At 63.4% G+C, this 24,334-nt stretch carries 22 protein-coding genes; 12 read left to right on the plus strand and 10 right to left on the minus strand.

Annotated elements, in window-relative coordinates; all coding sequences use genetic code 11:
• Nucleotides 1-11 precede the first annotated feature (11 nt).
• Nucleotides 12-698 carry a glutathione S-transferase family protein gene (locus USDA257_RS07640; RefSeq protein WP_014762336.1) on the plus strand — a complete coding sequence of 229 codons (687 nt, stop codon included), beginning with the start codon at nucleotides 12-14 and terminating at the stop codon, nucleotides 696-698.
• 9 nt (nucleotides 699-707) lie between these two features.
• Here USDA257_RS07640 and USDA257_RS07645 read toward each other — a convergent pair whose 3' ends face one another.
• The gene (locus USDA257_RS07645) at nucleotides 708-1,325 is read right to left on the minus strand and encodes a hypothetical protein (RefSeq protein ID WP_048657456.1); all 618 of its coding nucleotides are present in this window, start codon (nucleotides 1,323-1,325) and stop codon (nucleotides 708-710) included.
• Between the two features lie 28 nt (nucleotides 1,326-1,353).
• The gene (locus USDA257_RS07650; RefSeq protein ID WP_014762338.1) at nucleotides 1,354-2,748 is read right to left on the minus strand and encodes a selenium-binding family protein; all 1,395 of its coding nucleotides are present in this window, start codon (nucleotides 2,746-2,748) and stop codon (nucleotides 1,354-1,356) included.
• A gap of 26 nt (nucleotides 2,749-2,774) precedes the next feature.
• On the opposite strand from USDA257_RS07650, the gene USDA257_RS07655 reads away from it, so the two are divergent.
• Entirely contained in the window at nucleotides 2,775-3,176 is a 402-nt protein-coding gene (locus tag USDA257_RS07655) for a DUF1905 domain-containing protein (RefSeq protein WP_014762339.1), read from the plus strand.
• Here USDA257_RS07655 and phnF read toward each other — a convergent pair.
• The gene (gene phnF / locus USDA257_RS07660) at nucleotides 3,173-3,919 is read right to left on the minus strand and encodes a phosphonate metabolism transcriptional regulator PhnF (protein WP_014762340.1); all 747 of its coding nucleotides are present in this window, start codon (nucleotides 3,917-3,919) and stop codon (nucleotides 3,173-3,175) included. The genes USDA257_RS07655 and phnF overlap by 4 nt on opposite strands.
• Before the next feature lie 88 nt (nucleotides 3,920-4,007).
• Between phnF and phnG the strand changes: the two genes are divergently transcribed.
• The 7 genes from phnG to USDA257_RS07695 all read left to right on the plus strand — a co-directional run bounded on the left by phnG (nucleotide 4,008) and on the right by USDA257_RS07695 (nucleotide 9,233).
• Nucleotides 4,008-4,478, plus strand: coding sequence for a phosphonate C-P lyase system protein PhnG (gene phnG, locus USDA257_RS07665; RefSeq protein WP_014762341.1), 471 nt, complete (start codon nucleotides 4,008-4,010; stop codon nucleotides 4,476-4,478).
• A complete protein-coding gene (gene phnH / locus USDA257_RS07670; RefSeq protein WP_014762342.1) occupies nucleotides 4,478-5,080 on the plus strand; it encodes a phosphonate C-P lyase system protein PhnH in 603 nt (200 codons plus the stop codon). Before phnG ends, phnH begins: the two co-directional genes overlap by 1 nt.
• A gap of 4 nt (nucleotides 5,081-5,084) precedes the next feature.
• The gene (locus USDA257_RS07675; protein ID WP_014762343.1) at nucleotides 5,085-6,188 is read left to right on the plus strand and encodes a carbon-phosphorus lyase complex subunit PhnI; all 1,104 of its coding nucleotides are present in this window, start codon (nucleotides 5,085-5,087) and stop codon (nucleotides 6,186-6,188) included.
• Nucleotides 6,185-7,078, plus strand: a complete 894-nt coding sequence (locus USDA257_RS07680; protein ID WP_014762344.1) for an alpha-D-ribose 1-methylphosphonate 5-phosphate C-P-lyase PhnJ — start codon at nucleotides 6,185-6,187, stop codon at nucleotides 7,076-7,078. Before USDA257_RS07675 ends, USDA257_RS07680 begins: the two co-directional genes overlap by 4 nt.
• Nucleotides 7,075-7,851 carry a phosphonate C-P lyase system protein PhnK gene (gene phnK / locus USDA257_RS07685; RefSeq protein WP_014762345.1) on the plus strand — a complete coding sequence of 259 codons (777 nt, stop codon included), beginning with the start codon at nucleotides 7,075-7,077 and terminating at the stop codon, nucleotides 7,849-7,851. The genes USDA257_RS07680 and phnK overlap by 4 nt, the downstream gene beginning before the upstream one ends.
• Nucleotides 7,852-7,914: 63 nt before the next feature.
• Complete coding sequence (gene phnL, locus USDA257_RS07690) at nucleotides 7,915-8,622, plus strand: phosphonate C-P lyase system protein PhnL (RefSeq protein WP_014762346.1); 708 nt, start codon at nucleotides 7,915-7,917, stop codon at nucleotides 8,620-8,622.
• Nucleotides 8,619-9,233, plus strand: a complete 615-nt coding sequence (locus USDA257_RS07695; RefSeq protein ID WP_014762347.1) for a DapH/DapD/GlmU-related protein — start codon at nucleotides 8,619-8,621, stop codon at nucleotides 9,231-9,233. Before phnL ends, USDA257_RS07695 begins: the two co-directional genes overlap by 4 nt.
• A 180-nt stretch (nucleotides 9,234-9,413) precedes the next feature.
• On the opposite strand, the gene USDA257_RS07700 is transcribed toward USDA257_RS07695, so the two are convergent.
• The 6 genes from USDA257_RS07700 to USDA257_RS07725 all read right to left on the minus strand — a co-directional run bounded on the left by USDA257_RS07700 (nucleotide 9,414) and on the right by USDA257_RS07725 (nucleotide 16,401).
• Nucleotides 9,414-11,132, minus strand: coding sequence for a dihydroxyacetone kinase family protein (locus USDA257_RS07700; protein ID WP_014762348.1), 1,719 nt, complete (start codon nucleotides 11,130-11,132; stop codon nucleotides 9,414-9,416).
• 4 nt (nucleotides 11,133-11,136) lie between these two features.
• Nucleotides 11,137-12,078: a sugar phosphate isomerase/epimerase family protein gene (locus USDA257_RS07705; protein WP_014762349.1), complete on the minus strand. Its 942-nt coding sequence runs from the start codon at nucleotides 12,076-12,078 to the stop codon at nucleotides 11,137-11,139.
• 44 nt (nucleotides 12,079-12,122) lie between these two features.
• Complete coding sequence (locus USDA257_RS07710; protein WP_014762350.1) at nucleotides 12,123-13,658, minus strand: tripartite tricarboxylate transporter permease; 1,536 nt, start codon at nucleotides 13,656-13,658, stop codon at nucleotides 12,123-12,125.
• Nucleotides 13,659-13,691: 33 nt separating this feature from the next.
• Nucleotides 13,692-14,192 (minus strand): tripartite tricarboxylate transporter TctB family protein, encoded by a 501-nt coding sequence (locus USDA257_RS07715; RefSeq protein WP_014762351.1) that lies wholly within the window; start codon nucleotides 14,190-14,192, stop codon nucleotides 13,692-13,694.
• Between the two features lie 100 nt (nucleotides 14,193-14,292).
• On the minus strand, nucleotides 14,293-15,279 hold the full coding sequence (locus USDA257_RS07720) for a tripartite tricarboxylate transporter substrate binding protein (RefSeq protein WP_014762352.1): 987 nt from the start codon (nucleotides 15,277-15,279) through the stop codon (nucleotides 14,293-14,295).
• A gap of 75 nt (nucleotides 15,280-15,354) precedes the next feature.
• A complete protein-coding gene (locus USDA257_RS07725; RefSeq protein WP_014762353.1) occupies nucleotides 15,355-16,401 on the minus strand; it encodes a 4-hydroxythreonine-4-phosphate dehydrogenase PdxA in 1,047 nt (348 codons plus the stop codon).
• Between the two features lie 201 nt (nucleotides 16,402-16,602).
• On the opposite strand from USDA257_RS07725, the gene USDA257_RS07730 reads away from it, so the two are divergent.
• Nucleotides 16,603-17,289: a GntR family transcriptional regulator gene (locus tag USDA257_RS07730; RefSeq protein ID WP_014762354.1), complete on the plus strand. Its 687-nt coding sequence runs from the start codon at nucleotides 16,603-16,605 to the stop codon at nucleotides 17,287-17,289.
• A 376-nt stretch (nucleotides 17,290-17,665) separates the two neighbouring features.
• On the opposite strand, the gene USDA257_RS07740 is transcribed toward USDA257_RS07730, so the two are convergent.
• Nucleotides 17,666-18,211, minus strand: coding sequence for a Pycsar system effector family protein (locus tag USDA257_RS07740; RefSeq protein WP_014762355.1), 546 nt, complete (start codon nucleotides 18,209-18,211; stop codon nucleotides 17,666-17,668).
• Between the two features lie 131 nt (nucleotides 18,212-18,342).
• Here USDA257_RS07740 and USDA257_RS07745 point away from each other — a divergent pair, with 131 nt between their 5' ends.
• Both USDA257_RS07745 and USDA257_RS07750 read left to right on the plus strand, forming a co-directional pair.
• Nucleotides 18,343-21,978, plus strand: a complete 3,636-nt coding sequence (locus USDA257_RS07745) for a FecR domain-containing protein (protein WP_014762356.1) — start codon at nucleotides 18,343-18,345, stop codon at nucleotides 21,976-21,978.
• Nucleotides 21,978-23,999, plus strand: a complete 2,022-nt coding sequence (locus USDA257_RS07750; protein WP_014762357.1) for a CHASE2 domain-containing protein — start codon at nucleotides 21,978-21,980, stop codon at nucleotides 23,997-23,999. Before USDA257_RS07745 ends, USDA257_RS07750 begins: the two co-directional genes overlap by 1 nt.
• Nucleotides 24,000-24,334: the final 335 nt, after the last annotated feature.

The raw sequence follows: 24,334 nt of genomic DNA on the forward strand, positions 1-24,334 counted from the left end.
GAGGAACGCAGATGGCAACGACAAAGCTCAACGTGATCAAGCCCAGCGTCAACAACATGACGGTGCGGGTGTTTCTGAGAGCGGCAAAGCTCGACTTTACCGAACATGATGTCTACGGGCAGACGCGCTCCGCCGAATATCTGGCGCGGGCGCCTTCGCACCTGACGCCGATGATCGAAACGGCGGACCTGCCCAAGGGCGCGCTCTGGGAAAGCTGCGCGATCATGCAGTATCTCTGCAACAAGCACGGGCTCGACCAGTTCTATCCGAAAGACCCCGAATCGCGCGCGATGATCGACAGCGCCATGTTCTACCTGATCGGCACCTTCTATCCCTATCTCGCCCGGGCGACCTACCCGGCTCTGAATTTCCCCCAATATCCGGGCGAAGTCGGCTTCAGCGACGCGGATGCCGAAACCAAGGAACGGGCACGCACGGCCGCCGCGGAGGCGCTCGCCGAACCGCTCGAGGTTTTCCGCGTCTTCTATATGGGCGACAAGCCGTTCATCGGCGGCGACAGGCCGTCGATCGCGGATATAAGGCTTGCCTCGACGCTCGAGTTCCTGGCGGCGATCGATTACGCTCTGCCGGACTGGGCGAAGACTTATGTATCGGCGATGGAAAAGTCGCTTGGCGAAGCTTACAGCGAGCCGGCCGCCGACGTCCGCGGCTATATCGACTATGTGAAGTCGTTGTAGGTATGCGCTTCACCAGACGAGGAGGATTATGCCGGTTGCGCCGAGCCCCAGTGTCCAGAGGCGATCGAAATTGATCCATGCGGAGCGCAAGCCCGCGAGGCCGACCCAGCTAAAGACGACCAAGGCAATTGCCGCGATCACGGTAAGCATGGCGCCGGTATGGACCGCCACGGCCGCAAGCGAAACGGAAAGCGAGCCGGCCATGCCGACCCGATCCGCAAGGCACAGGCTCAGGACCGAGGGCACCAGCATCAATCCGGCGCCATGGCTTGTCGCCATCAGGAAGGACCAGGCCGCAAGCCCGGCCATGCCGGCGCGCATGCCGACCCTGACGCGGTGGCGGTGTCCGTAGATTGCCAGATAGCCGGTGAAAGCCAGGATGAAGGCGGCGGCGACAAGCTGCAGGCTGCGCAGATCCATGACTGCCCCGAATGCGACCATCACCGCGAGCACCGTCGCGATGGACGCGGCATGGCCGACGGCGATCGGCAGAAGAGACAGCCAAACGGTCCGCGCACTTTGCCGATGCAGCCCGAGCGCCACGGCGAAAAGCCAGCCCATCGCCGGGTTGGCGCCGTGAAACGCCCCGAGACCGGCCAAGGATAGCCAGGGCCAGAAATCCATTATCCACTCCGGCGGGACATAGTTCTGCTCCTCAGGGATAGCAGTAGGAATCGGAGGAGCAGTCGCCACCTTCGAGCCGAACCTGATGCGGGCGGTGGCCCTTTGGCCAATCCACGAAGAAGGCGTCGTCGAAGGAAATGCCGCCATTGTCGCCGACATCCAGTTTCACCATCCAGCCGTCGATACCCTCCGGATAGAATTGCGGATCGATGGCGCCGTAGAGCGAATTGGTGAAATAGACCCGCTTGCCGTCGCGGCTGATTTCCACCATCTGCGGTCCACCATTCAGGGCGCCGTTCGATGCCTTCGGGTGGGTTGAGCGCGAGACGATCCCGCCGATCCGCACCCGGCCGGTCTCTTTCGGCGCAAGAGGATCGGAAACATCGTACTGGATCATGTCGCCGGTGCCCCAGCATGACACGTAGAGGAAACGGTCATCCATCGAGAGATCGATATCGGTCACCAGCGGCGCGACCGCATTGAAGCCCTTGAGCACGGGTGGCAGAAGATCCGGATCGGCGGGCTCCGCCGGGATTTCGATCACTTTCTTGACGGCCCACTGGTTGCCCTCGCGATACCAGGTCCAGATCGACGCGGAGAGGTCCTTGAGGCTGATGACGCAGCCGACGAAGCCGTAGGCCTTGGTCGGATCATGGGCCGGGCGCAATTCGAAGACGAGCTGATGCTCCTCGCCGAAATCGATCTCCTGCAGGTGCTTGCGCGTATGCAAATCCCAGAAATGCAGCCTGCGGCCGTACTGCGAGCCGAGAAGCACTTCCGGAACGAGACCATTCTCGAAGGTATCGGGCGTCCCCCATTCGCTGGTGATCAGCGTGTCGTGACCGAGATGCCACCAGAAGTCATAGGCGAGCTTCTGCGGACCGCGGTCCATTTCCCATTGCCCAAGCACGTCGAAACTGTCGTGGTCGAGCAGGAAGATGCCGCCGGGCGCCTTGCCGTCTCGATCCGCGAGCGCATTGACGTAGATGCCCTCGGGCCCACAATGGGTCGTATGCAGCCGCGAATAATTAGCCCGTTCGGCGATCTCCGCCGGCTCGATGACTCGGACGATCTGCGGGTTCCGAGGATCGGGCTTTGTATCGATGATGTGCAGCCGCGACGATCTCAAGCCCGGCACGACGAGATAGCGGCGCTCGACATGCGGATGCGGCGCGTTCGGACACAGGCAGGACGAGCAGGCATTCCAGCCGAAATGGTGAAGCTCGTCGCCGACATTCGGCATGTCCACCTGCCCGACGATCTGAGAATAGCTCGACGATGCCGGGTCGACGTCGACGACGGCGATCGCGTCCGGTCGTTGCCGCTCGGGATCGAAGGCGGCGACATAGGCAAGCGTCTCTTTCGGCGCCTTGGCAGCCATGCGCGGAGATGGATAGAAGGAGGGATCGGGTCGCCACGTCGTCATTTCGTTTCTCCCCAGGGAGACAATGCGTGGATCCTGATGCAAGCTTAGTAGATGCGGCAGAAAGTCGTCGGAAATGCGGCGCCTTTGCCTTATTTGGGATCGCGGTGAGCGGAGGCAAAGCAAGACAGATGGAAGAATTCGAATTCGACGCGGAGCTCTGGCTCTATCCGGGCAAGGGCGGCTGGCATTTCGTCACGCTGCCGGCAGACATTGCCGGGCAGATCAAGTTCTTGGCCGAACCGAAAAAGCGCGGATGGCGGAGCGAAGCTGTGAACGTTAGTACGGGCAGGACCGAATGGACGACGTCGATCTTCCCGGACAAGGCCTCGGGTTCCTTTCTCCTGCCGGTGAAGGCGGAGGTTCGGCAGAAAGAGAAACTGGCCGCCGGCCAATCCATTCGGATCAAGCTGTCGTTGGACGACGCTTAAGTCTCGATCCGGAGCTTCATCCGGTCGGCGGCAAAGCGGCTACGGGCGTATTCGACCGGCCGACCGTCGAGGTCGGCATTGACCGAACGGGCTTCCAGGACGATCGCTCCCGGTGAAAGCTGGAGCAGCGCAAGTTCGTCTGCATCGGCGTGCCGCGCGACGATCTCCGTCGAGGCGCGGACATAGTCGCTGAGCCCCTGGGCGGCGAAGGCCCTGGTGACGGAGCCGAGGCGGGCATATTCCTCGGCCATCCGGGGGAAACGATCTGCGGGAAAATAACTGATCGACACCGAGAGCGGGCGGCCGTCGCCGCTGCTGACGGTACGCAATTCGACGAGCGGCGTGCCGGGTGAAAGGCCAAGCGCCGCAGCAATCTCGCCACTCGCCGGCACCTGGCCGTGCGCCAAGAGGCGGGTGCCGATTTCCTTTACCTGCCGACCAAGCCCCTGCGAGAAGCGGGTGCGGCGGGAGATCGGATAGGTGACCCTCTCCTTGCGCTCGATCAGCGTGCCGCGGCCCTGCACGGCACGCACCAAGCCCTCGTCGGCAAGCGCCGCCAGCGCGGTGCGCACCGTGTGGCGGTTGACGCCGAACTCCTGCGCCAGTGCCGTCTCGGGCGGCACCATGCCTATCGCGTCGTAGTCGCCATTGCTGATTGCCAGCCGTATGCGGTCGGCGATCTGCCTCCAGAGCGCTACGCCCGTCTGCCGCTCGACCGTCTTTCTGACTGCCACTTTTGCCACCGATGTCACAAGCCTGTCATTTCCGAACGCTAGGGAATGGTATAAGATGTATAGTTGTCTAGATCAATAGACATTTTAGGTGAAGCGAATGGACGCGAAGCAGAAACATGATACCCCGCCGGAAGCCGCGGATCGCAAGGAAGGGATGCGGCTTCTGGCCCGCGCCACTCTTGCGGAATTGTCCGCCGCCTGGGAGGCGATCTCCGACAAGCCGGAGGTGGCGCCGGTGCGCGGCCCGGAGACGGGGCTCGTCATGGTGCGCGGCCGCATTGGCGGCGGCGGCGATCCCTTCAATCTCGGCGAGGCGACGGTGTCGCGCGCCACGATTCGGCTTTCGACCGGCGAGGTCGGCCACGGCCAACTGCTCGGCACCGACAAGGAGCACGCCCGCTATGCGGCAATCTTCGACGCACTCCTTCAGAACGAGGCTCGCCGCCCGGCGGTCGAAGCGCTGCACCGGCTGATCGCCGCCCGTCTCGAGGTCGAAGACCGACAGAAAGCCGAGGAAACGGCGGCGACCCGTGTGGACTTTTTCACCATGGTGCGGGGAGAGGATTGATGACCCCACATTCGCAAATCTACGCCGGCGCCTTCGCCGACCCGGTATTCGCGGCGCAATCCGTCTTCCGCTCGCTGATGGACAGTTTTGCCCGACCGGGCAGCCTCGGCCGCCTGCCGGCTTCGGCCTTACCGCCCTCGCCTCTTGGTAACGCGAGCGGCGCGGTGGCACTGACGCTCTGCGACCACGACACCCCTGTCTGGCTCTCGCCGGCGCTCACCAAATCCGCCGTCCCGCAGTGGATCGCCTTCCATACCGGCGCAGGCATAGCCGAGGCCAAGGACGAGGCGCGCTTCGCCTTCGTCGAGAAGGGGGCAGCGGTCCCTGGCTTCGACCAGTTCGCCCTCGGCACGCAGGAATATCCCGACCGCTCGACGACGCTGGTCGTCGAGGTCGAGGCACTGACTGGCGGTGCGCCGCTGGTCGCCCGTGGACCGGGTATCAAGACGGAGACAGTCGTCGCGCCAATTGGGCTGCCGGACGTCTTTCTCGATTTCTGGGCTGCCAACCGGGCGATCTTCCCGCACGGCATCGACTTGATCCTGACGGCGGAGGACGCGGTGCTCTGCCTGCCGCGCACGGCCAAACTCGAGCGGGAGTAAGAGCATGTACGTAGCCGTCAAAGGCGGGGAAGCCGCCATTGCCAACGCCCACCGCCTGCTTGCCGACCGCCGCCGCGGCGACCGGTCGCTGCCGTCGATCACCATCGAGCAGGTGGTCGAGCAACTCGGCCTTGCCGTCGACCGCGTCATGGCCGAAGCCTCGCTCTACGACCGCGCCCTTGCGGCTCTTGCCGTGCGCCAGGCCCGCGGCGATATGATCGAGGCGATCTTCATCCTGCGCGCCTACCGCACGACGCTGCCCCGCTTCGGCTATTCCGAGCCGGTCGACACCGCGAACATGAAGGTCGAACGGCGCGTCTCGGCGACCTACAAGGATCTGCCCGGCGGCCAGCTTCTTGGCCCCACCTTCGACTATACCCACCGCCTGCTCGATCCATCGCTGATCGGTGAAGAGCCGGTCGCGGCACCGGCCGTGAAGGAGCCCGGCGAACACGTCATGCGCGTCTCGGACATTCTCGATGGCGAGGGTCTGATCGAAGGCGACGGAGAGATGCCGTACGGTCACATGGCCGGCGACCTGACACGCGAGCCGATGGAGTTCCCGATGCCGCGCGACCTGCGCCTGCAGGCGCTTGCCCGCGGCGACGAAGGTTTCCTGCTGGCGCTTGCCTATTCCACCCAGCGCGGTTACGGCCGCACACATCCCTTCGTCGGCGAGGTGCGGATCGGCGAGGTCGAGGTGGAACTCGATCTGCCGGAATTGGGTTTTGCCGTTTCGCTTGGGGTCATCCGTGTCACCGAATGTCAGATGGTCAACCAGTTCAAGGGTTCGGCCAAGCAGCCGCCGCAGTTCACCCGCGGCTACGGCCTCGTCTTCGGCCAGAGCGAGCGGAAAGCCATGTCGATGTCGCTCGTCGACCGGGCGCTCAGGACGGACGAGTTCAGCGAGGACATCGTCGCCCCGGCACAGGACCAGGAATTCGTCATCTCGCACGCCGACAACGTCCAGGCGACCGGCTTCGTCGAGCACCTGAAGCTGCCGCATTATGTCGACTTCCAAGCCGAGCTCGACCTGGTCAGGCGCATGCGCCGCGAATATGAAGCCGCCCGCGTCGGCGGCGGGGACGGCATGAAGGAGGCCGAATGAACGACCTCGCCACTTACAATTTCGCTTATCTCGACGAACAGACGAAGCGGATGATCCGCCGGGCAATCCTGAAAGCCATCGCCATTCCGGGCTACCAAGTGCCGTTCGCCTCGCGCGAAATGCCGATGCCCTATGGCTGGGGCACCGGCGGCGTTCAGGTCACCGCCTCGATCCTCGGACCGAACGACGTGCTGAAGGTCATCGACCAGGGGGCGGACGACACGACCAATGCGGTGTCGATCCGCGCCTTCTTCCAGAAGGTCGCCAATGTCGCCGTCACCACCAAGACGATGGAGGCGACGATCATCCAGACGCGCCACCGCATTCCCGAGGAACCGCTTCGAGAGGGCCAGACACTCGTCTACCAGGTACCGATCCCGGAGCCACTGCGCTTCCTGGAGCCGCGCGAGACCGAGACGCGCAAGATGCATGCGCTCGAGGAATACGGTCTCATGCATGTGAAGCTCTACGAGGACATCGCCCGCAACGGCCATATCGCCACCACCTACGCCTATCCGGTCAAGGTCGAGGGCCGCTATGTCATGGATCCCTCGCCGACGCCGAAATTCGACAATCCGAAAATGCACATGTCGGAGGCGTTGCAGCTCTTCGGCGCCGGCCGCGAAAAGCGCATCTATGCAGTGCCGCCCTATACGGAGGTCGTCAGTCTCGATTTCGAGGACCACCCCTTCGAGATCCAGAAATTCGACAAGCCCTGTGCGCTGTGCGGCGCCGAGAACGTCTATCTCGACGAGGTGGTGCTCGACGACAAGGGCGCGCGCATGTTCGTCTGCTCCGACACCGACCACTGCGAAGACCGGCAGGCGCATGGCCATGCCGGGCCAATGCTCGCCCGCCCTCAGCACGAACGCAAGGAACCTGCAGAATGAGCGCCGTCCCGCTTCTCAAAGTCAAGGACGTTTCGAAGTTCTATGGAAGCCGCATCGGCTGCCGCAATGTCTCCTTCGAGCTCTATCCCGGTGAGGTGCTCGCCGTCGTCGGCGAGTCCGGCTCCGGCAAGACCACCCTGCTTTCCTGCCTTTCGACCCGGCTGATGCCGAGCTCCGGCATTATCGAATACCACATGCGCGACGGGCAATACCGCGATCTGACCCATATGGGCGAAGCCGAACGGCGCTTCCTGATGCGAACCGACTGGGGTTTCGTCCACCAGAACCCCGCCGACGGGCTGCGCATGACCGTTTCGGCCGGCGCCAATGTCGGCGAGCGGCTGATGGCGGTCGGCGACCGGCACTACGGCAACATCCGGGCGAGCGCCAGCGACTGGCTGAGGCGCGTCGAGATCGGCGAGGACCGGATCGACGATCAGCCGCGTGCCTTCTCCGGCGGCATGCGCCAACGCCTGCAGATCGCCCGCAATCTCGTCACCTCGCCGCGCCTCGTCTTCATGGACGAGCCGACCGGCGGGCTCGACGTCTCGGTGCAGGCGCGTCTCCTCGATCTGGTGCGCGGTCTCGTCCATGACCTCGGCCTTGCGGCGATCATCGTCACCCACGACCTCGCCGTGGCGCGGCTCCTCTCCCACCGGATGATGGTGATGAAGGACGGCGCCGTCATCGAACAGGGCCTTACCGACCGGGTGCTCGACGACCCGCGCGAGCCCTACACGCAGCTCCTCGTCTCCTCCATTCTGCAGGTCTGACGCATGATCCCGAAAAGTGAAATCCGGTTTTCGGACAAGATCATGCGCAAAGGAAAATAAGTCATGGCTACCCCCCTTGTCGTTTCAGAAGTCGCCAAGAGCTTCACCATGCACCTGCGCGACGGTGTGCGCCTGCCGGTCGTCGCCAATGTCTCATTCTCGGTGAGGTCCGGCGAATGCGTCGTGCTCGGCGGCCCCTCGGGCGTCGGCAAGAGCTCGATCCTCAAGATGCTCTACGGCAATTACGGCGTCGACGAAGGCCAGATCCTCATTGCGCATGACGGCCGGCTCGTGAACCTGGCGGACGCCGAACCGCGCACCGTGCTCGACGTGCGCCGCACCACGCTCGGCTATGTCAGCCAGTTCCTGCGCGTCGTGCCGCGCGTCTCCGCCCTCGACATCGTCGCCGAACCCTTGCAGGCGCGCGGTGTCGTTGCTCAAGAGGCGCGCGAGCGCGCCGCTGAGTTGCTGGCGAAGCTCAACCTGCCGAAGGAGCTCTGGGCTTTGCCGCCCGCTACCTTCTCCGGCGGCGAGCAGCAGCGCGTCAACATCGCCCGCGGCTTCATCACCGATCACCGGATCCTACTACTCGACGAGCCGACCGCCTCGCTCGATGCGAAAAACCGCGCCGTGGTGGTCGGGATGATCGCCGAGAAGAAGGCGCAAGGCACGGCGCTGGTCGGCATCTTCCACGACGAGGAAGTCCGCGACGCCGTCGCCGACCGCATCATCGACGTTTCCGAGTTTTCGCCGAGAAAGCACGCCGCATGAGCCGGAAGCTTGGTCTCGAACCCTTCATTCATCCGACCGCCAGCGTCACTAAGTCGACGCTGGGGCGCTACACGGAAATCCAGGAGCGCTCGCGCCTCGACGAGGTGGAGTTCGGCGACTATTCCTACATCATGCAGGACGGCTCGATCTGGTGCGCGACGATCGGCAAGTTCGTCAACATCGCCGCCGCCGTGCGCATCAATGCCACGAACCACCCGACCTGGCGAGCGACGCTGCATCATTTCACCTATCGCGCGCCGATGTACTGGGACGACGCCGAACCGGACCACGATCTCTTCGCCTGGCGACGGCAGAAACGCGTGACGATCGGCCACGACGTCTGGATCGGCCACGGCGCGACGATCCTACCCGGCGTCACCGTCGGCAATGGCGCGGTGATCGGCGCCGGCGCTGTCGTCTCGAAGGACGTCGCACCCTATGCGATCGTCGGCGGCGTGCCTGCCAAGCTCATCCGCGAGAGATTCACGGCCGAGGTGGGCGAGGCCATGGACCGGCTCGCCTGGTGGGACTGGGAGCATGGGAAACTGCGCCGGGCGCTGGACGACTTCCGCGAGCTGACGGCGGAAGAGTTTTTGGTCCGATACGGGTAGCGACAGCACCACGCCTCAGCCGCCCGCACGGGCCCCTCCCCACAGGTGGAGGGGCTCGGCGCCTGCCGCAGCCGTCTGCCATTTTCAAGCTTCCCGTTGAGCACAAGGTCGACATTGAGCCGGAAACGCGCGGCCAGAAAGCCCCTCCCCCTTGTGGGGAGGGGTTGGGGAGGGGTCTTTTCAAACCTCCTCCGCCACCTTCAAGAAATCGCCCGCAACCCTTGCCACCAGCGCCAGCGAAATCGCCCCGGCGTCCGGATGGCCGATGCTCTTTTCGGCGAGCGGCCGCGCCCGGCCGAGCTTCGGGGTCAGGCTCGACGTCGCCTCGGCGGCGTCCTGCGCGGCTTTCGCCGCCGCCTTCCAGGCATCGATGAGCGGCTTGCCCGCGGCGACCACTCTTTCCAGCGTCTCTACGAACGGCACCAGAGCATCGACGAGCGTCTTGTCGCCGACCTGGGCCCGGCCAAGCCGGGTGATGCCGTCGAGGGCCAGACGGGCGCCTTCGACGACTGCCGTGTCGCTCACCTTCTCGTCGTCGGAGAATGCATTGCTCCAAGATCGCAGTGCAAGCCCCCAGATCGCACCGGAGGTGCCGCCGGCGCGGTCCGCCCAGGCATCGCCTGCGGCGGCAAGCACGCTCGCCGCGCCTGCGCCTGCGGCGACCGCCGCATTCGCGGCCTCGAGGGCGGCGGCCGAGCCGCGCCGCATACCCTGCCCGTGGTCGCCGTCGCCGGCAATGGCATCGATGCGGCCAAGCTCCTCTTCGGCCGCCCGCAACGCGTCGGCGATCGTGCCGATCAACCCCGCAATACACTTGCCGCTTGCCCGGGATCCTTCCGAGGCGATACCGAAGCTTTGCGGCCCTTCGGCATCGACGATCTCGTCCGTCGCAGGCTCGGCGGCGATGATCGTGCCTTTGCGCAGCACCGGCGCATCTGCGGGCGCGCGCCACAGCGCTTCCAGTTCCTCGTCGAGCCAGAGAAGCGTCAGCGAGCAGCCCTGCATGTCGAGGCTGGTGACGAATTCGCCGCATTCCGGATCGACGACCTCGAGGCCCGCGTCTGCCAATTCCTTGGCGACCGCTGTCCAAAGCACGAAGAGCTCTTCGTACTTGGTCGAGCCGAGGCCGTTCAGGACTACCGCGACCTTCCTGGTGCCGGCCGGCCGCTCGGCAAGCAGCTTGCCGGTCAGGAGTTTTGCGAGATCGCTCGCGGTCGCGGTCTTCTCCTCGCTGATGCCGGGCTCGCCATGAATCCCGAGACCAAGCGCCATCTGCCCCTTGGGAACGGCGAAGAGCGGACCAGGCACGCCCGGCAGGGTGCAGCCGCCAAAGGCAACGCCGAACGACACCGTCCGGTCGTTGGCAAGACGCGCCAGCCGTTCGACCTCGTCGAGTGATTTGCCCGCCTCGGCGGCGGCACCGGCGATCTTGAAGACGACGAGGTCGCCGGCGATGCCGCGGCGCTTGGCCGGCGTTTCGACCGACGCGCTCGCCACATCGTCGGTCACCGGCACGACACGCACGTCGATGCCTTCCGAGCGCAGGCGCTCGGCCGCGACCCCGAAGTTCAATACGTCGCCCGCGTAGTTGCCGAAGCCGAGCAGCACGCCGCCGCCCTGGTCCGCGTGGCGGCAGACGCGCGCGACGGCAGCCGTCGACGGCGAGGCGAAGACGTCGCCGGCGACTGCCGCATCCGCGAGCCCCGGGCCGACATAACCGGCAAAGGCCGGATAGTGGCCGGAGCCGCCGCCGATGACCACGGCCACCTTGCCTCTCGGCACCTTGGTGGAGCGCACCACGCCGCCCTTCACCAAGCGGACGTTGCGGGCATAGATCGCTGCGAAACCGGCGAGCGCGGTGGTGGCAAAATCTTCCGGAGCGTCAAAGATCGTCGTCATCGCTTCAAAATCCCTGTTCGCGAGGCAGGATGCGCCTCAGATAATCGCGGTTGGCGGCACTGACCGAAAGGCCGTCACCACCGTAGTGCTCGCACAGGAACGGGCTCTGAAATCCATGCGCCAGCGCCATGCGGATCGCCGCACGGTAGTTGATGACGCCGAATTCGAGCGGGGCCGGGTGTGTGACGATGAGCCCCGATGCCGCATCCTCCGTGCGGTTGTAGTTCTTGACGTGCCAGTATTTAGCAAAGGGAGCAACCTTTGCCATCATCTCCTGCCAATGTTCGACCGGGCGGTGCAGACGGATGAGGTTACCAAGATCGGCGTTGATACCGACATTTGGCAGCCCGACCTCCTCGACGAAGCGGACCGAACTGTCGGCCGTTCCGAGATAGGTGTCCTCGTACATTTCCAGCGACACTTCGACGCCAACCTCTTCCGCATGGTGGCCGAGCTCGCGGACCCGCGAAACCGCCGTCTGCCAGGTCGCGGCGTCGTCCGGGTTCTTCAGCCCATCGACGGTCCAGAACCAGAGCACCTTCATCTGCGCCTCCGTCAGCGGACCGAAAAAGCCAAAGGAGACCGAGCCTGCGCCGACAGCCGCGGCGGTCTCGATGACCCGGTGTCCATAGGCGAGATATTCCTCGCCATACTTGGGGTCGATGAGGCTGCGACGCGACGTGGAGATCGCCGGAATGGTGAGGCCGAGTGATCGGGTCAGACCGATGAACTCTTCGAGCCGATCACGCGAAAGATCGGCGAGCCGGATCCAGCTGTCGGTCGGATCGAGTTCGGTAAAGCCGGCGTCCACCACGTCGTGGAGCGTTGCCGCCCATTCGTCCACCGACTGGTCCTGCACGGACCGGCCGTCCGGCAGCATGTTCGGATACTGGATCATCGCGGCCGCGATCGGCCAGCTGTCACGGTTCCATTTGCGTGGCGCCATGGCGAACTCCTTCAAAGATTTGGATCGTATTGGCGGCGGCCGGATCAGGCGGCCGCGTTGCCGTCGCCATGCGAAGCGACGTCGTGCCGGCGCTTGCGCAAGGTGCCGACCAGCCAGAAGGCAAGTGGGGAGAGAAGCAGCACCAGGCCGAGCGTCATCAAGCCGGCAACCAGTGCGTTCGACCAGAAGATGCTGAGGCTGCCGCTGGACATCAACATCGACTGGCGGAAGGCATCCTCCGCCTTGTCGCCGAGCACCATGGCGAGAACCAGCGGCGCCAGCGGATAGTCAAGCTTCTTGAAGACGTAGCCGAGCAGGCCGAAACCGATCACCAGGAAAATGTCCGAGATGGAATTCGCGACCTGATAGGCGCCCGAGAAGATCACCGCAACGATGATCGGCCCGATGATCGAAAAGGGCACGCGCAGGATCGAGGCGTAGAGCGGCACGGTCGCAATGACCAGGAAGACGGCGACGACGTTGCCGAGATACATCGAGGCGATCAGCCCCCAGACGAAATCCGGCCGATCGGTGAAGAGCATCGGGCCGGGCGTCAAGCCCCAGATCATCAGCCCGCCCATCATCACCGCCGCGGTTGCCGAACCCGGCACGCCGAGTGCCAGCATCGGCAGCAGCGCCGAGGTGCCGGCCGAATGGTCGGCCGTCTCCGGCGCCACGATACCGCGCGGATCGCCCTTGCCGAACATCGACTTGTCGCGCGCCGAACGGCGAGCAACGCCATAGCTCATGAAGGAGGCGGCAGTCGGGCCGGCCGGCGTGATCCCCATCCAGATGCCGATGACCGTCGAGCGGGCGATCGTCAGCCAGTAGCGCGGGATCTCGATAAGCGTGCGGCCGATCTCGGCAAGCTTGACGCGCGCCTTGATGCCTTCGAAGCGCAGGCCCTCTTCGGTGGTCAACAACAGTTCACCGATACCGAAGAGGCCCATGACGGCAATCAGGAAGCTTACACCCTTGATGAGTTCCGGAATCTCGAAGGTAAGCCTGAGATTACCGGAGATCGTGTCCATGCCGATCGAAGCCAGAGCGAAGCCGAGCATCATCGAAACGAGCGTCTTGAAGGGCGATTGCGCGCCCATCGAGATGAAGCTCGCAAAGGCGAGGAAATAGACGGCGAAATATTCGGGCGAGGAGAACTTGAGCGCGAAATTCGCAACCCAGCCCGACAGCAGCGTGATCATCACGACGCCGGCGAGGGCCCCGAGGCCGGCCGACACGAACGCAAGCGTCAGCGCGCGGCTCGCCTGGCCGGCCTTGGCCATCGGATACCCGTCGAAGGTGGTGGCGACGGACGACGGTTCGCCCGGGATGTTGAAGAGAATCGACGTCGTCGAGCCGCCGAAGAGTGCCCCCCAATACATGCAGGAGAGCAGAATGATCGCCGAGATCGGATCCATCGAGAAGGTGAGCGGCAGGAGCAGCGATACGCCGTTCGGCGCCCCGAGCCCGGGCAACACGCCGACGAGGATTCCGAGCGTCACGCCCACCATCATCAAGAGGAGGTGGTTCCAGCTAAGGATGTGGCCGAAGCCGTCGATCAGAAGACCGATATTTTCCATGCATTCCTCCCGCAGGCAGTGCACTCGGCCGGGTCAGTAGATCCCGAACCAGGCCTCGACCGGTCCCTTCAGCAGCGGGACCTGGAAGCCGATCTCGAAAACGACGAAGAAGACGAGCGAGACGCCAAGCCCGGCCGGCAGGGCGATCCACCATTTGTAGCGGCCCTGGAAAAGCATCGTCGCGGCGATGTAGAGCGCCGTCCCGACATAGAGGCCGAGCCAGGCGGCGACCGCGCCGAAGGCAACGAGCGGCAGCAGGAAAGAGGCGACCACCTTGGCGCGCCCGGCATCGATGAAGACCTCTCCGGTGCGCCGGTGCTTGAGGAATGCCTGGGCGATATTGACAAGGCTGCCCAAGACGATGAGGAGGCCGATATAGAAGGGGAAATAGCCCGCATCCGGCCCCATCTCGGTCCAGCCGGCGCCGATATCGAGCGAGCCGTAGCAGACGGCGACGCCGAAGGCGCCGGTCAGGGCCGCGACACCAAGCTCGACCGCGAAGCGGGAGACCCCATTCGCACTGTTCTCACTCATGATCGTAACCTTTCGAAACGCTGGCGGGCGCCTGAAGTGGGATAGCGAGCATGTCCGCCCCGCTTTCCGCTCAATATCGGGCGCCCGCCAGAGAATTGCCTCAGTTGGCGAGCCAGCCTTCGCGCTTCAGCACTTCGCTGACCGCGGCGCCGTCCACCTCGACGGCGGACTTGAGCTCGTCACCGCTCAGATAGACCGGCGACTGCGACGTGTCGGTGAGATATTTCGCCCATTCCGGGGTCTCGGAAACCTTGCGCAGCACATCCGCATAGAACTGGACGACATCCTGTTCGACACCGGCCGGCAGCCAGACGGTGCGCGGCATGGAGTAGTTGTCGATCGGAATGCCGGCTTCCTTGCACGTCGGGATATCGCTCCAGCCCTTGTCGCCGGCGACCTTGGTCTCGCTCGAGAGCTTCACACTCTTGAAGACACAGAGCGGCTTCACCATACCGGCCTGCCATTGGCCGAGGTTCTCGCTCGGATTGTTGACATTGGCGTCGATATGCTCGCCGGCAAGCTGAACGGCCGCCTCGCCGCCGCTCTTGAAGGGGATGTAATTGATCTTGGCTCCCGTGGCGTCGTTGACCATAGAAGTGAGGATCTGGTCGACATCCTTCGACTGGCTGCCGCCGATCTTCAGCCCGCCTTCCTTCGCCTTGGCGACAAAGTCCGCGGCGGTCGCGTAGTCGGCCTTGCCGTTGACCCAGAGGACGAATTCATCGGATGCGAGGGCGGCGACCGGCGTCAGGTCTTTCGCCTCGTAGGGCACCTTGGCGCGAACCGGCAGCAGATAGGCGTTGTTGGTGCCGAAGGCGAGCTTGTGGGCGTCGCCCTTGTAGCCGGCCGTGTAGACGAAACCTTCCGCGCCCCCGGCGCTGCCTTTGTTGGTGACGACCACCGGCGACTTCATCAGTTCGTATTTAGCGATGATCGCCTGGATGGTGCGCGCGAAAATGTCCGTGCCGCCGCCGGGACCGGCGGTCACGACGAACTCCACCGGACGGTTCGGCTCGAAGGCCGAGGCCGGCGCGGCAACGCCGAAAGCGGCGGCCATGATGCATGCTATAGAGACGGATTTCTTCATATGTGGTCCTCCCGTTGAGTTGGATCCGGCGCAAGACCTCCCCTGACGCCGGTATGGTATGAAAGCGCGCGAAATTCAGGCGGCCGCCGAGAGGCCGCTGTTTTTCCTCGCCATGCGGGCCGCAAGCAGGATCGCTTCGCGGCTGGCGCCGACATCGGCAACGCCCTTGCCGGCAATGTCATAGGCCGTGCCGTGCGCTGGCGTGCAGAGCGGAAAAGGCAGGCCGCCCATCATCGTCACGCCCTTGTCGAAGCCCATCAGCTTCATCGCGATCTGGCCCTGGTCGTGGTACATGGTCAGCACCGCCTGGAAGCCTTCCTTCAGCGCCCGGACGAACACCGTGTCGGCTGGAAACGGCCCATCGACGTTGAAGCCGAGCGCCTTCGCCTTTGCGACGGCGGGCTCGATGATGTCGATCTCTTCCATGCCGAAGCTGCCGCCGTCGCCGGCGTGCGGATTGAGCCCGGCGACAGCGATCCTCGCGTCATCATGGCCAGCGTTCCTGAGGCAGGCCCGGGTGAGCTCGAGTTCGGCAACAATGCCTTCCACTGAAAGGCTCCGCGCCACTTCCGACAGCGGAATGTGCGAGGTGACGCGGGCGTTCCATACTTTTTCGAGAACGTTGAACTCGCGGACCTTCCCGGTGAAGGAAAGCACGTCGGCGACGAAGCGTATCTCGTCGTCATAGCCCGGATAGGCAAAGCGCATCGCCTTTTTGTTGAACGGCGTAAAGCAGACGGCATCGGCCCGGCCGGCATGCGCCAGTTCCAGCGCCACGCGGAAATTCCGGGTCGCAAACGCACCACCGGCAAGCGTCGCCTCGCCGCGCACCACGTCGGCCGGATCAAGATGCTTGAGATCGACGAAGACATGGCGAGACGTCCCCACCTCGTCGAGCGCATCGAGCGATGCCGCCTCGAGATCGAGCTCGACGCCGGCGACCTTCGCACCCTCGTCGAGAACGCGCCGGTCGCCGATGGCGATGATGTGCGCCGCCTCGCGAACATCGCCGAGCGCAAGCAGCCGCGCCGTCAGTTCCGGACTGATCCCTGCCGGATCGCCCATGGCAAGGGCGATAACGGGACGCCGTCCCTTCGCTTCAGCCGCACCATTGCTCGTCATGTGAGATGTCCTCCGTCGTCATACCTCGGGCACTGTCATACGTTATTCAAAATTCTGCATCAAGTCTTTTGTATTCTGTATGCAGCATTTTCTGTTGACGGTAACGAGGGCTGTCTCCATGCTTGAATGAGACACCGCTGATTCAATCGAGTGGTCGAGGGAACAGAGACCGGCTCACGGTCGCAGCGCAGAACGGGAAAAATGAACGAAATCACACCATTGGAGCGGCGACCCGACGGCGGGCATGGGCCGATCCGGCGCACCGCCCTGCACGACACGCTGGTCAGCCACTTGCGCGACATGATCATCGAGGGCGATCTTCCGCCCGGCACCCGCCTGCACGAGGGTCAACTCGGCGAACAGCTCGGCGTGTCGCGCACGCCGCTCCGCGAGGCGATCAAATATCTGGCGAGCGAGGGCCTTGTCGAGCTCGTGCCGAGCCGCGGCGCCGTCGTCAAGCGCTTCAGCGCCAAGGACGTCAAGGACATGCTGACGGTGCTGCAGACGCTCGAGGAACTCGCCGGGCGGCTCGCCTGCGAAACGGCAAGTGATGCGGGGATCGCCGAGGTGCGGGCGCTGCACGACGAGATGGTCCGCCGCTACAAGGCGGCTGACCGGCTGCAATATTACAAGCTCAACCAGCAGATCCACACGGCGATCGTCCAGCTTTCCGGCAATGCAGCGCTGGCCGACATGCACGCCGTGCTGCAGACGCGGCTGAAGCGCATCCGCTTCATTGGTCACGAGGGCCCGGAGAAATGGGCCGCCGCCGTCGCCGAGCACGAGGAGATGATCGCCGCCCTCGAGACCCGCGATAAGGTAAAGCTATCGGAGGTGTTGGGGCGGCATCTGACGAATGCCTGGGAGCGCGTGCGCGATTCGGTGTAGGCAACGTTGTTGGCCATTGCATCCGCATAAACGAGCTCCGCGCGATTGCGGAGCTTGTTTCGATTACGCATGCGTCAGAACTGCGAGTAGGCGTTCGCAACGGCTTTGGCGTTTCCTGCTCCGGCTTGCTTCTGCAACGCGAGAATCGCGTCACGCAGGACGGGGTTGGCTGCGATGGCTTTATCCGACGGATCCAGGAGTGCTGTGCCCAGGAGCTTCGTCAGCGCGCCCCCCTCGTGACTGGCTGCTCTTGCCACTGGATACACCGTGGCAGCTACAACCATTAGGCGACAAAGTGTTTTGAATTTCTCTCTTCGAGAGCTCTCATTTTAGAGAAGTTTGCCGGAATTCCGCAAAGCTCCGCTACAAGAAGCAGTCAGGTCACCGCCAGGAGACCGACAAAGGCGAGCACCGTTACAAGCAATCCGCGGAAGGCGAGATTGACGAAATGATACTTGCTGCATGCGATTGCCGAAAGGGCATCCGCATTCTTGAAATATTGCCGGAACAAATAGGACATATCCCCATGGTCCGCAGCTTTCGAGAAGGAATCACGATGGGCGGTCCAAGCTCCCCAGAATAGCGTTGTTGCGGTCGCACTCTTGCGCGGCAGAACCACGAGGATTGCACACACAAGGGAAAACATCGAGGCGAGCGCCAACGCGGCCGATAGTATCACCGGAAGGATTTCACCCTGCGCATACCGGCTCCAGGTAAAGACGCTCCGGCCTTCCTCCGAGCTGACGAGGAACGCGAACATGAAGGTAAAGATATACGCGGCCTTCTGGTCAGACATCTTGATCTGGTCATAGAAGACGTCGTTGATCTTGCGGATGTGCTCGTAATAGGCGGTCGACGGAGCGCTCTGCTCCTTCCCTCCACTTGGCGGATCAAGCTTGTAAATGTCGGCCCCTGCGTCCATGCGTGTCCCCTCGCCCTCTCGCCGACTCTTTACTACACGCGCATGTCGATAACATATGCCCAAAACTGGGTACTTGACTTTTCTCCCCTGCAAATCCACTGGATTCACTATAACGAGGGGCATATCGCGAGATGCGGAGAAGAGTAACGGGGGCATTGCTCGGCGTGATGGCGTGCTTTGCGCCATTTTCGGCGTTCGGCGAGCCGGTTCCGCGCCCCGACCCCGTTGCCGGTTCGGTCATTGCGCGAAAATCCGGCGAAGAAGTGCGCTTCGTCGATGTCTCCAATTGGCGCTCCGTCGACATTGCGCAGGATCTCCTCCCCGGCGACCTGCTGCGCACCAACGCCACCGGCTCGCTCGCCGTGCTTTTTCGCGATCGCACACAGATTCGCCTCGGGCGCAATACGGCGCTTCGCGTCAAGCAGATCGGCACGGGCGAGACCAATCTCGAACTGGAATCAGGCACGATCTGGGCCCGGGCCGAGCGCGGAGGGCAGGGCTTGGTGATCGATACGCCGGCGGCCGCCGCCGCCATCCGCGGCACGGACTGGACGCTGACCGTCGGCGCCGACGGGAAGACCTCGCTGACGGTACTCGAAGGCGTCATAGAGCTTAGCAATGCCCATGGCAGCGTGACGGTAATGCAGGGGGAAGGCGCCGTCGCCGCGATAGGCAGCGCGCCGACCAAGATCGTCATCGTGACGCCCAAGGACCGCGAACAGATGCTGTTCCATCTTGCGCTCCGCGACGCCTTCGTTCTGATGCCCGCCACAACTCTCCGCGCTCCAGACATGCGGCGCCAAAGGGAGCGGATCGAGGCGCAACCAGAAGTCTCACGCTCGGCCGAAGACTGGCTGACGCTTGCCGAGATTTACCTGTCGCTCAACGGCCGGCAAAAAGCACAAGCCGCACTTGACGCGGCGAGGCGGCGAGGCCTCGATCGCTCCCAGAGCGCTCGAGCCGGGCTTGTCGATGCGCTCACCGCAGGCTCCCAGGGCCGCTACGCCGATGCGGCGAAACTCTTTGATCAAAGCGCGCGCGGGTTGGACGCAAAGCGCCGGTCAATCGCCGCTTACGGCGGATATTTTGCCCGAGCACTCGCCAATCCCGATCGGGTGGAAAACCCGCCACGCCAAGCGGTCGGAGCCTATGGCGCATTCGCAAAGGCGTTTACTGAAGGCTTTCGCACCGATGTTCGCGCCGCGGTTGAGACGCTTAGGAAGGCGGAACTGCAATATCCCGACGACCCGACCCTCCCAGCCGTGCGAGCACAATTCGCCATGTTGATCGACGATCGCGACGAAGTGCGCGATGGTATCGAAAAGGCGCTGAAGATCGATGCGGATGATCCCTACGCGCTTGAGGCCCGCGCGAAGTATCGCTTCAACATCGAGAATGATCGAGACGGTGCCCTCGCCGACCTAGAGCGTGGCCTGAAAGCGGCGCCAGGGGACCCATCAATCTGGAACTGGCTTGGTGCCGTACAGGACGAACGCGGTGACACGCGTGCTGCTGAATACGCCGTCAAGAAGGCAATTGAGCTGGACCCCCAAGATCCCAGCTATCACGCCAACCTTGCCCTGATGTACCTGGGCGAGTTGAGGCTTGCCGAGGCAAAGCGCGAGATAGATGCGGCGCTCGCCATCGACCCTTCTTTCGATCTCGTGCTCATCGCACGCGGCCGCTATCACCTGCAGAATGGAGACGTCGAGAAGGCAATTCAAGACCTGCTTGCCGGCTCGACGGCCAACCCTGCCTATTCCAATGCTCAGCTGCTGCTTGCCGCAGCGCACTACGAGAAAGGCGACCGGATACCTGCGGACCAAGCGCTCGACAATGCCGACAGACTCGACCCAAACGATCCTATCGTCTCCCAGGTACGCACGATCGTTTCGATCGATGACTATGATGCCGATGCCGCCATCCGCTACGCCCAAGAAACGATGCGGCGAACCCGCGCAAAGGGTGGCGACACAGCAGCGATTGGTGCAAACCAGCAAGCGGGCTCGGCCCTTAACAACGCCTTCCGTTTGCAAGGCCTGGATGCTTGGGGGCAATATTACGGCGACGCAGTATTCGACCCCTTCTCGAGCGCCAGCTATCTGGACCAGGCAATCCGCGGCAGCGTCAATCCCTTGTTCAACGGATATAGCTTCAGCGTTAGCCCAATTACCAATGCGCAAAACCCATCGACCTTCGCGGCGCTCTTCCAAGGGCTTCTTCTCGACCCGCATTTGCTGGCTTACCGGGCACGTGCGACCGATCTTTATCGAACGCCCTTCTTCGAGATCGATCTCGGGGGCGGCCCCACCTTAGAGGACGGTAACACGGGCTGGATTGGCGAAGCCGAGATCCGGGGGTTCGCGTACTCCCCCTTCCCGGTCAGCGTCTTCGGCAATTTCCAATGGGAAGAGCCGCGCGATACGATAGACCTCGGAGGCGGGCTCGAGATGGATCGCGAAACACGGTTGATCGGCGGCACCGGCTATGTGACGGCTACTCCGACCCCCGACGACAGAGTGGTCGCCTTCTTGAACATGGCAGAGGTGGACGACAGCCGCAATATCTTCGACATTCCCCATCCGATGCTCGTCCCGTTCAACGGCGACAGCCTAAATGGCAATAATGGATCAAATCTCAACTCTGGCGTCGCTTGGAGCCACACATTCGGCTACCAGAACATTGCCAATGCCGCCTTCTTCTTCAACGACACGGAAACCGTCGAGACTTCGCGGTTGCTTTTCTCCGACATCCCCTTTCCGGATATTGAATATCTCCGGAGGGAGCAGAGACAGACGACTTACATCGGAGCTCTGAACCACCTTTACGGAGACGGTGATCTGACCTGGCGCTACGGCTTGGAGGCCGGCGCCGTAACTCAAAAGGAGAAAACCGAGTATTGCAACCTTCTCCCTCCGGCGATACCATTGAGCTCCGCGACTTCATCCGCCACGGCGGGAGTGATGAAGGCCTATGTCGATGGGCTCTATGAGGTCACCCCGGACCTCAAAGTCGAGGGCGCCCTCTTTGCCCGCTACATAGAGCACGTCAATGACAACAACGTCCGGCTGGAACCGAAGCTCGGCATCGCCTGGGCACCCGCCGAGGGTCACTGGCTGAGGGCGGCCGTACAGCGCGAGGGCTATAACCTCGATGTCGCCACGCTCGCGCCAGTCGGCATAGTAGGCCTTCAACCGAACCAGTTTCTCATCGGCGCTGGGGGTTATGCCGATACGTTCGCGTTCCGGTGGGATGCCGAATGGAATGACCGGCTCTTTACCGCTCTCGACTATCAGCACCAGGAAATCCGCGACGGTTCCATCGACTTCCCCCTCTCGACGAACGATTACGACTTCCGTAAGGCAAGGGTCGATCGCGTTGCTCTGACTGCCAACCTGGCGCTCAGCCATGGGTTCGGACTCTCTGCTACTGCCGCCCACACGCGGAGCAAGGACTTTTCGCCGGCTAATCCCGCTGGTGAACTGCCATTACTCCCGGAAAACGCCGGTCAGGTAGCACTGACCTGGGTCAACGAGGCAAACATTCGGACGATGATTGCCGCCAATTACGTGGGGACCAGGTCGCAAGGTTCGACGAGGTTGGACGACTTCTGGACCCTCGACGCATCACTCTTATGGGAGCCTTTCGACAAGCGGTTCGAGGTCGAACTCGCCGGGTTCAACCTGCTTGACGAGGAATTCGAGCTGCGCGACGGTCTTCCCGGCTGGGGCCCCACCGTCAAGGGCACCGTCAAAGTGCGGTTCTGATGCACGCACCTCGCCCAGCGCTCACCCGTAAGCGGCTTTCCGCGATCGTCGATCGAATTCGTCACGGGCCACGCCGAGCAAAGCTTGTCGCCCTGACGGTCTTCGTCGCCGCCCTCGTCTCGCTCGCCTCGCTGACCGGCAGCTGGTCGCTCGCCGACCTGCGCGCCTACGACTACCTCTCGATCATCGGCCGCCCGCCGCTCCCCGAAAAGGGCCCCATCATCGTCGCGATCGACGAGCCGTCGATGGCGGAGATCGGCAGCCAGTGGCCCTGGCCGCGCGCCCTGCACGCCCGGCTGATCAGATCGTTGAGAAAGGCCGGCGCACGGGCGATTGCGCTCGACGTCATCTTTGCCGAGCCGGCTGTGGACCCGGAAAACGATAGGGCACTGGCCGAGGCACTTGGGCCGGACGTGGTGCTTGCCGGCGACCAGACGCTCATCCAGACGCCGCAAGCCGAACAGTTCGTTCGCACCGAACCGCTCGCGCTCTTCACCGAGAAAGGCGCAAAAGTGGGCATCGCCTCGGTCAATCTCAGCGGCGACGGCACGCTCAGGCAAATCCCCGCCTATCCGGACGGCTTCGCCGTGACGCTCGCGACCATTGCAGGGGCAGATCCCCAGACGCCGCAGAGGCGGACCTTGATCCAGACCTTCGGCGCGGCCCGCACCTATCCGACCGTTTCCTACTATCAAGCGCTCGATCCCGAGAACTTTCTGCCGGAGGGCACGTTCCGCGATCGCGTCGTGATCGTCGGCTTGAGCCTGCAGAATGCTCCGTCGATTGCCGATGGCGGCGCCGACGCCTTCGCAACCTCCGACACGGTCTTTTCGCGCGGCCTCGTCGCCGGAGCAGAGATCCAGGCGACCATCTACGACAATCTCATCCACGGCCTCGCGATAGAGCGAGCGGGGGCGCCGATTGCCGTATCGGCGGTGCTCCTCGCCGCGCTGGCAGCCGCGCTCGCCGTCTTCAAATCGACCAGCTGGAGGACGCTCGGCTACGGCGCCGGCGCGCTTGCGCTGATCTTCCTCGTCAGCTACGGCCTGATGCGCTTCGGTCATCTGTTCATTTCGCCACTCGGCCCCGGCCTTGCCTTTCTAAGCGTTGCGGTCGGCCAGGCGGGCATCGACTATGCCGAGGAGCGCCGGCGCCGCCGCGAGATCACCCGTGCTTTCTCGCAATATCTCTCGCCGGCGCTCGTCGAACGGCTGGCGCAGGATCCGTCGCAACTGAAGCTTGGCGGCGAAAGACGCACGCTGACGATCCTCTTCTGCGACGTTCGCGGCTTTACGACAATTTCGGAAAATATGAAGGACGACCCGGAGGGGCTGACGACCCTCATCAACCGGCTCTTGACGCCGCTGTCGGAGGCGGTGCTCAACCGAAGCGGCACGATCGACAAATATATCGGCGACTGCCTGATGGCCTTCTGGAACGCACCGCTCGACGATCCGGATCATGCCGTCCACGCCGTGCAGGCGGCGCGCGACATGCTCGCCGCGCTCGAGCAGCTGAACGTAGAACTCGAAGCCGAAGCCAAGGCGGCCGGGCGACAGCCGAAGGTGCTTCGCATCGGCATCGGCATCAATACGGGCGAATGCGTCGTCGGCAACATGGGCTCCGCCCGCCGCTTCGACTATTCGGCGCTGGGGGACGCGGTCAATCTCGCCTCCCGCCTCGAGGGCGCGTCGAAGGACTACGGCATCCCCCTGCTCCTTGGCGAACGCACGGCCGGGCTCGCCACAGCCAAGTTCCCGATCGTCGAGATCGACCGCATCACCGTCAAGGGGCGGAGCACGGTCTCGCCGGTCTTCACGCTGACCGAGGGTGCCTCCGAAGCCGCGCTAGCCCAGCACCGCGGCTATCTAGACGCGAAATACCGCGACGCCACCGGGATCGACGAGGCCCTGCTCCATGCGCTCAAGTCGGCCCTGCCCTCGCTCGAGCACTATTACGAACGTGAGGGCGAGCGGTTGACGGCGAGGAAACGACATAGCGCGACAAACGATCCTATTTAGGCAAGGCCGCCCCCATGAGCCCACAGGATCGTAGCGTCTCCGGAACGTGATTTACAGCCATTGGTGCTGAAATATTACAAGTTGTTCATGGAGACGATTTGCCTTCCCGACCACTTTCGGAGGAAGAACCCCCAAAGTCGAGAATTTCTAATATTTCTTGAAGGAGTTACACCGCGGACGTCGAAAATTTGACGGAACTTTGTCAAAGAAGGCCGTGGAAACTTTATTTATTGTTAATGTGACTTGCAGCGCCTGCAGGTCCACTCTTTACATCGAGGCTGAATACTGCCGGCGACCGAAAGGATCGCGACGCGACGGTATGAGACAGCCCCGAT

Source organism: Sinorhizobium fredii USDA 257, assembly GCF_000265205.3.
In the GTDB taxonomy this organism is placed as follows: Bacteria; Pseudomonadota; Alphaproteobacteria; order Rhizobiales; family Rhizobiaceae; genus Sinorhizobium; species Sinorhizobium fredii_B.

Coding starts and splice junctions, on each gene's coding strand:
- USDA257_RS07650 (WP_014762338.1), bottom strand. CDS start 2,748: ATGACGACGTGGCGACCCGATCCCTCCTTCTATCCATCTCCGCGCATG.
- phnK (WP_014762345.1), top strand. CDS start 7,075: ATGAGCGCCGTCCCGCTTCTCAAAGTCAAGGACGTTTCGAAGTTCTAT.
- phnL (WP_014762346.1), top strand. CDS start 7,915: ATGGCTACCCCCCTTGTCGTTTCAGAAGTCGCCAAGAGCTTCACCATG.
- USDA257_RS07695 (WP_014762347.1), top strand. CDS start 8,619: ATGAGCCGGAAGCTTGGTCTCGAACCCTTCATTCATCCGACCGCCAGC.
- USDA257_RS07730 (WP_014762354.1), top strand. CDS start 16,603: ATGAACGAAATCACACCATTGGAGCGGCGACCCGACGGCGGGCATGGG.
- USDA257_RS07750 (WP_014762357.1), top strand. CDS start 21,978: ATGCACGCACCTCGCCCAGCGCTCACCCGTAAGCGGCTTTCCGCGATC.
- USDA257_RS07720 (WP_014762352.1), bottom strand. CDS start 15,279: ATGAAGAAATCCGTCTCTATAGCATGCATCATGGCCGCCGCTTTCGGC.
- USDA257_RS07700 (WP_014762348.1), bottom strand. CDS start 11,132: ATGACGACGATCTTTGACGCTCCGGAAGATTTTGCCACCACCGCGCTC.
- USDA257_RS07710 (WP_014762350.1), bottom strand. CDS start 13,658: ATGGAAAATATCGGTCTTCTGATCGACGGCTTCGGCCACATCCTTAGC.
- USDA257_RS07740 (WP_014762355.1), bottom strand. CDS start 18,211: ATGGACGCAGGGGCCGACATTTACAAGCTTGATCCGCCAAGTGGAGGG.
- USDA257_RS07680 (WP_014762344.1), top strand. CDS start 6,185: ATGAACGACCTCGCCACTTACAATTTCGCTTATCTCGACGAACAGACG.
- USDA257_RS07725 (WP_014762353.1), bottom strand. CDS start 16,401: ATGACGAGCAATGGTGCGGCTGAAGCGAAGGGACGGCGTCCCGTTATC.
- USDA257_RS07675 (WP_014762343.1), top strand. CDS start 5,085: ATGTACGTAGCCGTCAAAGGCGGGGAAGCCGCCATTGCCAACGCCCAC.
- USDA257_RS07640 (WP_014762336.1), top strand. CDS start 12: ATGGCAACGACAAAGCTCAACGTGATCAAGCCCAGCGTCAACAACATG.
- USDA257_RS07705 (WP_014762349.1), bottom strand. CDS start 12,078: ATGGCGCCACGCAAATGGAACCGTGACAGCTGGCCGATCGCGGCCGCG.
- phnH (WP_014762342.1), top strand. CDS start 4,478: ATGACCCCACATTCGCAAATCTACGCCGGCGCCTTCGCCGACCCGGTA.
- phnG (WP_014762341.1), top strand. CDS start 4,008: ATGGACGCGAAGCAGAAACATGATACCCCGCCGGAAGCCGCGGATCGC.
- USDA257_RS07715 (WP_014762351.1), bottom strand. CDS start 14,192: ATGAGTGAGAACAGTGCGAATGGGGTCTCCCGCTTCGCGGTCGAGCTT.
- USDA257_RS07745 (WP_014762356.1), top strand. CDS start 18,343: ATGCGGAGAAGAGTAACGGGGGCATTGCTCGGCGTGATGGCGTGCTTT.